Consider the following 7,298-nt stretch of genomic DNA (forward strand, 5'->3'; position numbering starts at 1 on the left):
GCGCGGGCATGACGAATCCCCGGCCGCCCCTCTGGAGGGCGACCGGGGACGTCTCGGTCGGCGGGTGGGGCGCGGCGGGCCTGTCGCCCGGCGCGCCCGGTCGTCCTACCGGCCGGCCACGTCGTTCGCGGCCGCTTCGATCAGGTCGACCACGGGGCCCGGCTGTGAGGCGAGAGAAGCGTGCGAGGCGTCCAGTTCGACCGTCTTGCGGGGGTTCATCCGTTCGGCCATCCGGCGCTCGTTGTCCGGATGGATCATGCGGTCCCCCGTGGACACCTGGTACCAGGCGGGCTTCTTCCGCCAGGCCGGAGCGGTGACGGTGTCACCGAAGGTGGAGGCGAGCGGCGCCTTCTGCGTCACGGCCATGACCAGGGCCTCGTCGGGCGTCAGGTCCTGCGCGAAGCTCTCACGGAAGAGGTCCGGCTTGATCCACAGGTAGCCGTCCGAGTCGGGTGCGATGTTGGGGAACGCCTGCGGAGGCAGCTCCTGGCTGAGTCCTCCCGGGCTCTCGCCCGCGTCGGGCGCGAACGCCGCGATGTAGACCAGGGCCTCCACGTTCGGCAGGTCCCCCGCCTCGGTGATGACCGCGCCGCCGTACGAGTGCCCGACGAGCACGACGGGGCCGTCGATCTGGCGGACCATCTTGCGGGTGCGCTCGGCGTCGTCCGCGAGGGAGGTCAGCGGATTCTCGACGGCGTGCAGGTCATGGAAGCCGCGTCGGTGGAGTTCGGTGATGACCTTGGACCAGTGGGCGGCGCCGCCCCAGAATCCGTGGACGAGGACGATGGCGGGCTTGTCGGCCATGCGGGGCCTTCCTGCGTGGGGGGCGGAGGGCTGTGTCACACTCCGCCGACCACGCTAGGCAGCCGCCCGGGTGCTCGCCACCGGGCGGCTGACGTGGGGACGCGAGGACGCGCGGTGCACCGCCCGGTGCCGTGCCGGGCTGCCGCGGGTCGGGTTGGCTCCCGAAGGGACGGTCACAGCACTAGGAGGCGGTCAGGGCCTCCAGGGCGGGGACCGTCTCGGCCGGGGTGGGCAGGGCCTCGTTCTCCGCACGGAGGCGGGCCGCGGCCTCACGTAGCGCGGGGTCGGTGACGAGGCGGGTGAGGAGCGGGGAATCGACGTCATCGGATGCGGAGCGCAGGGCGGCGCCGGTCGCGGTGAGGGCGTCGGCGTTGGCGAAGTGGTCGGCGCCCTGGGGAAGCAGGAGTTGGGGCAGGCCGGCCTGGAGGGCGGTGAGCATGGTGCCGGAGCCGCCGTGGTGGATCAGCGCGTCGGAGACGGTCAGCAGCTCGGCGAGCGGGACCCAGGGCAACGGGCGGACGTTGTCCGGGAGGGTGCCGAGGGGGGTGAGGTCGGCGTCGCCGACGGCGAGCAGGAACTCGGCGTCCGCCGAGGCGGCGGCCTCGATCAGGCGGCCGATGGCCCGGACGCCGTCAAGCTCGGTGAGCACGGTGCCCAGCGTGACGACGACGCGCGGGCGGGAGCCGGGCCGGAGCAGCTCGGCGGGTATGGTGCCGCCGCCGTTGTAGGGGAGGTAGCGCATCCGCAGCCCGCTCGGGTCGCCGCCGAGCGAGGCGGGCACGATGTTGAGCGGCACGGGCTCGGCGGGGCCTGCCACGTCGTACGTCTCGTACGCCTCGGTGAAGTTGGCGGCGAACCGGCGGACCATGTCGAGGCCGGAGGTGACACCGAAGTTCTGGAGCACCGACGGGATCTTGAGCTTGGCCGCGACCAGCGGAGCCGACGCCTGGAACGAGTCGTAGACCAACAGGTCGGCGCCCCAGCCGCCGGCTACATCCAGGAGGTGGTCGACGGTGGAGCGCGAGACGCGGGCGAAGACGCGGGCGGCCATGTCGAGGATCTCGTCCGTGGTCCGGTCGGGGTTCACATAGCTCACGCCCTCGTCACTGGACTCCTCGAACACCTCCCGGATGGTGCGGCCGTCACCTATCTCGACGATCGGGAAACCGGCCTCGCGGAGCCGGTCCAGCGGCTGAGCGCTCGCGAACAGCACCTCGTGCCCGGCGGCACGCAGGGCCTGTGCGGTCGGGATCATCGGGAAGAGATGGCCGGCCGCGGCCGGTCCGGTGAAGAGTATGCGCACGGTTTCTCCTTGCCAAAGGTCTGCCGGTCAAGCGTGAGGCGTCCGGGGGCGCCTCGATTCCTTTCGGTGAACTGGCGGGAAGAAGCCTTTCGTTCCCATCAGGAGGATCGAAAACCGGACGTTCTGTCGCGGCGGGGCCCGGCGGGGCGAGGGGGCGGCGGGCGGTGCCCCGGCGTGTTCCACCACTGCCTCCGGCGCGGCCGCCGTCCCGCCGGCGGCGGGCCGCGGTCGTCGGGGTCCGGGAGGCTTGCCGCTCGCCCCCTCCTCCTCAGCCCGCCTTGCGCCCCAGGAGGGCGAGCAGTCGCTCCTCGGGGGTCGCGTCCGCGGAAGCGGCAAGGGCGGGTGCGTACATGCCCGTGGCCGCGAACCGATCCGCCATGGGAGCCACGGCCGTCAGGCACGCTCCGACCGCCTCGGCATCGAGGGACGTTGCGATGCCCGCGGCCTGCGCGAGATCCCAGGTGTGGACGAGCGGCTCGATGACGGCGGTGGCGAGCACCCACTCGGCCGTCACCTCACCGTGGGGCGAGGGGACTCGGAGGCTCGGGTCCGTGGTGGCCAACCGCTCCCGCATCGACCGGAACTCGGCAGCCCAGGCCTGGGCCGGCTCTCCTGCGACGGCCCCGGCCGGATCCCGCATCGGCTCGCGCGGTCCCTGTCCGGAAAGCAGGGATGCGATCTGCCGCTGGCCGTCGATGACGTGCCCCAGGACGTGCAAACAGGTCCAACCTTCGCAGGGGGAGGGGCTGTTCCAGCGGACTGCCGGTATGCGATCGACGACGTCGCCGAGGTGTGTGAGCACGCGCAGATAGCGGGTCACGGTCTGGTTCATCGTGTGTCCTCCGAGGCGTGTGTCGGCAACAGGGGTTGCAGGGCGTTCCAAGCGGCCCGGGACAGTACGGTCGCCGCGCTGCCGGGCGGTTCGGTCCCGGTGAGCAGCCATCTGCGCGTGTACTCGTGGGCGGGACCCATCCACACGGCGATGACCACGCCCAGGGAGGGTTCGCCGGCCCAACCGCGGTCCCGCAGCCACTGGGCGACCGTGTGGAAGAACTCCCGGCTGCGGGCCGTGATCCCGGGAGCGTCCCGAGGTGCGAGCCAGCCGGGCGGCGCCGTCAGGAACGCTGCGAGCTGCGGATTCTCCTCCACCCACGTCAGGTGACGACGCACCACGCCTTCGACACCGGCTCGCAGACCCGCCTCTGGGAGCAGGACGGCCAGCAGTTCGGCCTGGTGCCGGCCGAGTCCTTGGAGGTAGACCGCTTCGGCCAGGTCCTGCTTGGTTCGGAAGTGGTGGAAGAAGCTTCCGTTGCTGACTTCGGCCCGCTTCCGGACCTGCTCGACCGTCGTGCTCTGCACTCCGTTCTCGAGGAAGCAGCCCAGGGCCGCGGCGATGATGCGCTCGTACGTGTCGGACCCCAACATGCCGCCAGAGTAAGACTCTAGAGTGCCGCTCTGGCAGGGCATTTCCGGCCATCCGGCAATGCGCCGTCCGACGGGCGCGCCCCCGCCGGGGCCCCGATCGCCCCGAGATCCGGCGGTCAGACCGTCGGCGAGGTCTCGGCCGGCGCCGACCGGGCGGCCCGCGCCGGCCCGGGCGGCAGCGGCCGAAGGTGCGGGGCGGCCTCGTCGGGCGCGTACGAGGAGGCGAAGGTGAACGCGCGCGGGGACGGCCCGTGCGCCCGCAGGTCCGCCAGCCGCTCCAGGGCTTCGCCGACCGTCGGGAGGTGGCCGGCGGGGACCCACCAGAGCACCAGGTGGGCCTCGACGTGCCGTTCGAACCATTCGCGGCGTCGCCGCATCGCCTCCAGGTGCCCGCTGCGGTAGGCGAAGTCCCACAGGGCCTCCCGGCTCTCCCACACCGACAGGTTGACGACGACGTCGTCCCCCGCCGGGCGCAGGCCGGTGGCGTCGGCCTCCCCCTCCCCCACGAGTCGCCACACGAAACCGGGCGCGCCGTCGGCGGCGGCGTTGACCGGGTCGAGCATCTCGACGAACGGCGCGATGCGCGGGTCGTCGAGGGGGTGGCGCAGAGCGGCGACGTTGAGCTGGGCGAGGTGGGCGGCGGCATGCGCGGAGGGGCTCATGGCCCCATCCCAGCACGCCCCCCATTTCTATGTCAATGTTCGTTGTTTTTAGAATCCTCCACCACCACGCAGCACTCCCCCGGCCGGGCGTCCATACGGGCACGGACGGGACCGTCGGTGCCGAGCAGCCCCTCCAGCAGGGCGAGGTTCATGCCGCAGACGAGCGGCGGGAAGCGTTCGGCGACGGCGTGGAAGGGGCAGTTGCGCATCCGGATGGCGGGCTCGGCCGCCATGGCGGCCCCCTCGGCGCCGGGAGCGCCTTCCGGGCTCGCGGCGCCCTCCAGGTACGGTTCGTAGCCGCGCGCCGCCAGTACCTCCATGGCCTCTTCCAGCCCGGCGCAGGGTTCCGCCGAGCCGCGCAGGGCCTCACCCCGGCGGCGCGCGGCCGTGCAGAGCCCGGCGTCCAGCCCGGCCTGCTCGGCGGCCTCGGCGAGCAGCTCGGCGGCGGTGCGGTAGTCGCGGGCGGGCAGCGACACCGACCGCTCGGTCCGCACCCGCGTGTACACCTTGGCGGGACGGCCCGCTCCCGGCCCCGAGCGGCCCGTCAGGCGGCGGCTGCCGCTTTCCAGCAAGCCGACCTCGGTCAGCTTGTCCAGATGGTGCGCGGCGAGCGTGCGCGCCACCCCGGCGGCCTCGGCCGCCTCGTTGCGGCCGACCTCACGCCCCTGCGCGGCCACGTACTCGTACAGGCGGCGCCGCACCGGATCCTGCAACACCGCGATCACATCGATGTCCTCCATCCGGCCATTCTAGGAACAACGCGGGTTGGAGATAGAAGCGCCGAAAGCCGGTCGGGCACGGTGAACGTGCCCGACCGGCGGGGGAACCTGCTCAGGAGTCCCTGACGCTCCCGGGCAGGCGTATGGGGGCGGCGGCTACGACGGGGGTGTCAGTTCCAGAAGCCGTGGTGGACCTCTCGGGCTTCCGCGACGTCCACGGGCCCGAGGACCGACAGGGGGCGCTGACCGGCCGCGAAGACCTCGCGGCAGGGCAGGGCCATGGTGGGGTTCTCGTCGTTGGCGCCGGTCATGGCGAGGAGTTCGTCCTCTCCGAGGGCGTAGACGACCCGGCCGATGTTGCCCCAGTAGATGGCCCCGGAGCACATCGCGCAGGGCTCGGTGCTGGTGTAGAGGGTGCAGGAGCGCAGGAACGCTGCGTCGTACTTCGCGGTGGCGAGGCGGACGAGGTTGGTCTCGGCGTGGCCGGTGGCGTCGCTGTCGGTGGTGACGGTGTTCTGGGCCTCGATCAGGACCTCGCCGTCGGGGCCGGCGAGCAGGGCGCCGAAGGGGTGGTTGCCGACCTCGCGGGAGCGGCGGGCGACGGCGACCGCGGTGTGGAGCAGCTCGATGTCGGCGTCGGTCACGGTGGGGGTGGCGGTGGAAGCGGGGGCGGGGTTGGCGGTCATACCGGGATCTCCTTGGTGGTGTGGGTGCCGTGCGTGGTGTCGCCGGCGGCGGGTGCCGCCGGGCGACGGGTGCGGGTGAGTACGTACTGGGCGAGACCGGCCGTCGCGAAGGCGACGGCGGCGGCGCAGGAGCCGAGGGCGGGGTGGTCCTCGGCGACCGGTCCGACGTAGACGCCCGGCTGGCTCATGAAGGGGACGGCCGCGGCCAGTCCGAGGAGCCAGGAGGCGAAGCCGGTGCCGAAGCGCGGAACGGTGGGGTTGTCGTCCCGGCGGGTGGGGAAGCGGTGGACGAGCATCACCGCCAGCCAGGGTGCGATCCAGTTGCCGAGGAGGATGAGGAAGTTCTCGAAGGACTTCCAGTAGTCGCCCTGGCCGGCGGCCCAGCCGATGGCGCCGCCGATCACCCCGACGACGAGGACGGCCTGCCAGCGGGCCATCCGTACGCCGGCGATGAGCCAGGCCAGGGCTCCCGAATAGCAGTCCAGACAGCTGGAGGTGATCGTGGACAGGCCGAGCGCGAGCATGGTCAGGGTGGCCAGTGCGCCGGGCAGGACCTGGTCGACGAGGTCGGTGGGGGTGCCGATGAAGGCGATCGTGCCGATGGCGGCGCCCAGACTGGCGATCCACACCGAGCCGAGCCAGGTTCCGGTGAAGGCGAAGGCGAACAGCCGCCCGGGCGGGGTGTCCGCGGGCATGTAGCGGGTGTAGTCGGCGGCGTACGAGGAGAAGCTCAGGGCGCGGGCCGCTTGGATGGCGACGGTCAGCGCGAACGCTCCGGCGAAGCCGAGCGGTCCCGCCTTGGCCGGGTCGAAGGCGGAGCCCAGGTCGCTCTCGGTGTAGCCGTATACGGAGACGCCGATGAACAGCAGGGGCAGGACGACGGCCATGGTCTTCTGCACGAGGTGGATGAAGCCGTAGCCGACCAGCGCGATGGCGACCTGGGCCACGGTGACCAGCGCGAACGCGGGTGCGAAGCCGGTACCGAGCAGGGTCTGCACCGCGAAGGCACCGAGGACCGAGTTGACCGCGAACCAGGCGCAGGCCTTGAAGAAGACCAGTACGGCCGGGACGGCCGCCCCGTGGCGGCCGAGCGGGAGACGGGACTGCACGAGCAGCCCGACACCGGCGCGCGGCCCGAAGGTGGACATGACGCCGATGGCGGCGGCGCCGACGGCGCTGCCCAAGACGATGGCGAGCAGAGCCTGGCTCCAGCCGAGCCCGAAGGCGGCCGTGGCGAGCATGCCGCTGGAGAGGCTGGAGAACTGGACGTTGGAGCTGAACCAGAGTGTGAACGAGGAGCCCGGTCCGCCGCTGCGCCCGTCCTCCGGTATCGGTTCGACACCGGAGGTCTCGACGGCGGTCGCGGCGCGCAGGGAGTCTTTGATCTTCTGCGCGAGGGTGGTGCTGTGCCGAGCCATGCCAAGCCTCCTTCCATCATTCGTAGGAATCGGGGAAAGCCGGGTGCTGCAGCAACGGCAGTACACACCTGTTGGACAGCGGATCGTCACCGTCTACGCGGGGAAGCCATGGCCGGAATCCGCAGGGGCTTCGTACGATCGTCGGATACACGGATGTGCGGGAACCGCGATACATGGATGCGCGGATGCGCGGATGCGCGGATGCGCGGATGCGCGGATGCGCGGATGCGCGGATGCGCGGATGCGCGGATGCGCGGATGCGCGGATGCGCGGATGCGCGG

The 7,298-nt window shown here is 72.1% G+C and carries 9 protein-coding genes; all 9 read right to left on the minus strand.

What is annotated here, in order from left to right; all coding sequences use genetic code 11:
* Positions 1-105: 105 nt before the first annotated feature.
* Positions 106-804 (minus strand): alpha/beta hydrolase, encoded by a 699-nt coding sequence (locus ACIQ5Y_RS02350; RefSeq protein WP_403874103.1) that lies wholly within the window; start codon positions 802-804, stop codon positions 106-108.
* Between the two features lie 181 nt (positions 805-985).
* Complete coding sequence (locus ACIQ5Y_RS02355; protein ID WP_403874105.1) at positions 986-2,107, minus strand: nucleotide disphospho-sugar-binding domain-containing protein; 1,122 nt, start codon at positions 2,105-2,107, stop codon at positions 986-988.
* 268 nt (positions 2,108-2,375) lie between these two features.
* Positions 2,376-2,939, minus strand: coding sequence for a TIGR03086 family metal-binding protein (locus ACIQ5Y_RS02360; protein ID WP_403874107.1), 564 nt, complete (start codon positions 2,937-2,939; stop codon positions 2,376-2,378).
* Positions 2,936-3,532: a TetR/AcrR family transcriptional regulator gene (locus ACIQ5Y_RS02365; RefSeq protein ID WP_403874109.1), complete on the minus strand. Its 597-nt coding sequence runs from the start codon at positions 3,530-3,532 to the stop codon at positions 2,936-2,938. Before ACIQ5Y_RS02365 ends, ACIQ5Y_RS02360 begins: the two co-directional genes overlap by 4 nt.
* A 116-nt stretch (positions 3,533-3,648) precedes the next feature.
* Positions 3,649-4,194: a DUF3291 domain-containing protein gene (locus ACIQ5Y_RS02370; RefSeq protein WP_403874111.1), complete on the minus strand. Its 546-nt coding sequence runs from the start codon at positions 4,192-4,194 to the stop codon at positions 3,649-3,651.
* Positions 4,195-4,226: 32 nt separating this feature from the next.
* Entirely contained in the window at positions 4,227-4,934 is a 708-nt protein-coding gene (locus ACIQ5Y_RS02375; protein ID WP_403874113.1) for a helix-turn-helix transcriptional regulator, read from the minus strand.
* Positions 4,935-5,083: 149 nt separating this feature from the next.
* Positions 5,084-5,599 (minus strand): nucleoside deaminase, encoded by a 516-nt coding sequence (locus ACIQ5Y_RS02380; RefSeq protein WP_403874115.1) that lies wholly within the window; start codon positions 5,597-5,599, stop codon positions 5,084-5,086.
* Entirely contained in the window at positions 5,596-7,017 is a 1,422-nt protein-coding gene (locus ACIQ5Y_RS02385; RefSeq protein WP_403874117.1) for a purine-cytosine permease family protein, read from the minus strand. Before ACIQ5Y_RS02385 ends, ACIQ5Y_RS02380 begins: the two co-directional genes overlap by 4 nt.
* Before the next feature lie 16 nt (positions 7,018-7,033).
* Positions 7,034-7,298, minus strand: a 265-nt coding sequence (locus ACIQ5Y_RS02390; protein ID WP_403874118.1) for a hypothetical protein, incomplete at its 5' end; no start/stop codon positions are given.

The sequence above is a fragment of the Streptomyces sp. NPDC096339 genome (assembly GCF_044762985.1).
In the GTDB taxonomy this organism is placed as follows: Bacteria; Actinomycetota; Actinomycetes; order Streptomycetales; family Streptomycetaceae; genus Streptomyces.

Bases quoted from the DNA above. Each gene is read 5' to 3' on its own strand.
- ACIQ5Y_RS02375 (WP_403874113.1), bottom strand. From the start codon at position 4,934: ATGGAGGACATCGATGTGATCGCGGTGTTGCAGGATCCGGTGCGGCGC.
- ACIQ5Y_RS02365 (WP_403874109.1), bottom strand. From the start codon at position 3,532: ATGTTGGGGTCCGACACGTACGAGCGCATCATCGCCGCGGCCCTGGGC.
- ACIQ5Y_RS02370 (WP_403874111.1), bottom strand. From the start codon at position 4,194: ATGAGCCCCTCCGCGCATGCCGCCGCCCACCTCGCCCAGCTCAACGTC.
- ACIQ5Y_RS02350 (WP_403874103.1), bottom strand. From the start codon at position 804: ATGGCCGACAAGCCCGCCATCGTCCTCGTCCACGGATTCTGGGGCGGC.
- ACIQ5Y_RS02360 (WP_403874107.1), bottom strand. From the start codon at position 2,939: ATGAACCAGACCGTGACCCGCTATCTGCGCGTGCTCACACACCTCGGC.
- ACIQ5Y_RS02385 (WP_403874117.1), bottom strand. From the start codon at position 7,017: ATGGCTCGGCACAGCACCACCCTCGCGCAGAAGATCAAAGACTCCCTG.
- ACIQ5Y_RS02380 (WP_403874115.1), bottom strand. From the start codon at position 5,599: ATGACCGCCAACCCCGCCCCCGCTTCCACCGCCACCCCCACCGTGACC.